This is a genomic window from Brevundimonas sp. (genome assembly GCF_019636155.1).
Classification (GTDB): Bacteria; Pseudomonadota; Alphaproteobacteria; order Caulobacterales; family Caulobacteraceae; genus Brevundimonas.
In genome coordinates, this window is the sequence record NZ_JAHBYB010000038.1 from 1 (window position 1) to 1799 (window position 1799).

General features: G+C 65.3%; 3 protein-coding genes. All 3 read right to left on the reverse strand.

What is annotated here, in order from left to right:
- Nucleotides 1-40: 40 nt before the first annotated feature.
- The 3 genes from KF910_RS14230 to KF910_RS14240 are packed head-to-tail and all read right to left on the reverse strand — an operon-like array spanning nucleotide 41 to nucleotide 1544.
- Nucleotides 41-589 (reverse strand): TadE/TadG family type IV pilus assembly protein, encoded by a 549-nt coding sequence (locus KF910_RS14230; RefSeq protein WP_292264079.1) that lies wholly within the window; start codon nucleotides 587-589, stop codon nucleotides 41-43.
- Nucleotides 589-1128 (reverse strand): TadE/TadG family type IV pilus assembly protein, encoded by a 540-nt coding sequence (locus KF910_RS14235; RefSeq protein WP_292264081.1) that lies wholly within the window; start codon nucleotides 1126-1128, stop codon nucleotides 589-591. The genes KF910_RS14230 and KF910_RS14235 overlap by 1 nt, the downstream gene beginning before the upstream one ends.
- 5 nt (nucleotides 1129-1133) lie before the next feature.
- Complete coding sequence (locus tag KF910_RS14240; RefSeq protein ID WP_292264083.1) at nucleotides 1134-1544, reverse strand: pilus assembly protein N-terminal domain-containing protein; 411 nt, start codon at nucleotides 1542-1544, stop codon at nucleotides 1134-1136.
- Nucleotides 1545-1799 lie beyond the last annotated feature (255 nt).

The following is a 1799-nucleotide window of genomic DNA, read 5'->3' on the forward strand; positions in this document are numbered from 1 at the left end:
CGGGCCCAGTTGGACTTCATCCGACTGAACCGATTTCGGTCTAGTCGTCCAGGGTGACCTGTTCGGTCAGGCGGGGCCGCAGATAATAGGTGTGCGAGAAGCGGGTGATCGAGGGCATCAGGAAATCGACCGGCGAGTCATAGTCATAGATCGCCTCGGCCATGATGATGCTTTCACCCTTGTCGATCAGGCCATTGGGCAGGGTGACCGTATTGCCGGACTTCAGGGCGGTCATGCCCTTGCCCCGGCTCCAGCTGACCTTGGCGATATTGTTGCTGTCGCGCGTGACCTGGGTGACCCGCAGACTCAGGGGCGAGGCCGAGAAGGGCTTCATGATCAGACCGCCGATCTCGAAGAAATCGTCCAGCTGGCTGTTGGTGACGATGTCGGTCTGGGCCACCAGGTCCGCGACCATGGCCGAGGCGTGGCCCATCCGCTTCTGGGCCATATAGCCCTGACAGAACTCGGCCAGGCCGAAATAGAAGCCGATCATGATCGGCGCCAGCAGGGCGAATTCCACCGCCGACACGCCGCGTCGGTCACGCGCCAGCCGCGTCAGGAGTCCGCCGCTCAGAGACCGGTGCGCCATCAGTCCCAGGGCTCGTTGCGGAAGGCGGTGGTCGAGGTCAGGACGGCCGCCCCGTCGTTGAGGCGCGACAGCCCCTGGGCCAGGAAGGGCGTAAACAGGGTGTGGCGATACCAGGCGCGGACCAGGACGATGTCGCCCGGCTTGCCGCCGTCATAGAGGGTCACCGTCGGATCGAAGGCCTTGCCCGACAGGGGGTCGGGGACGGTCGGGTTCTTGAACTGGGGAATGACCCGGACATCGACCGTCACCTTGGACGGGCAGTCCGAGGCGAAGATGCTCATGCGGCCGCACAGGCTGGTCTTGAAGGTCGCGGCGGTGAAATTCTTTTCCGCCGCCTGGCCGGTGCGGACCAGACGTCCCGTCTCGATGGCCGCGTTCTCCAGCACCGAGTCGATGACGAAGACCAACGCCAGTTCCAGCACCGAAAACATCAGGAAGAAGAAGGGCAGGGCCACCATGGCGAATTCGACCGCGGCCGATCCGCCCCGCCCCCGTCGCCCGGGGGCTCGCCTGAAGGCTGATGGCAGCCGCCGTCGCATGGCGGTCAGGGAACCGTCGGCGGGGTCGCGGCGGCCGTTCCCGCGCCGGCCGCGCGGATGCTGGGCGCGCAGGATCCGCCGCAGGCCATCTCCGTCATCTGGGCGCCGCGCCAGACGCGCACCGCCCCGGTCGTTCCGCCGGTGACCACGACCTGGTTCTGAAACAGCGGCCGGCCGATGGCGTCGACCACCACGACCTCGGTCACCCCATAGCCCTTGCCGGTGATATAGAGGGTGGCGGCGTCCACAACGGTCACATCGGCGATGGCCGGATTGCCCACGATCACCGAGGCCGCGGCGCCGCGCAGGGCGATCCGCTGGGCATGATCGATCTCGACCGTCAGGGGGCGGCTCTGCGCCACGGCGCTCGAGGCGCCGGCGACGATCAGCGCGGCGAAGACGACGGGCAGTCTCATGGGCCAGGCTTTCAAGGACGCGGGCGCGGAGGCCCTGGAGGAGGCGCGCAGGATCGCGCGCAAACCTCAACAAATCCTGAAATGCTTCCATTCTCAGTAAATCATCCATAAACCATGATTGGAAACTTTGGCATCATGTCTGCTTTACTTGGTTTTAAGTCGAACGCGCCATTCTGTCCCTGCAACGGGGAAGGCGGGCGAACCGACCCCCCGATGGTGGAAGTCGAATAGCTCGCTGACAGAAGGATGAATCCC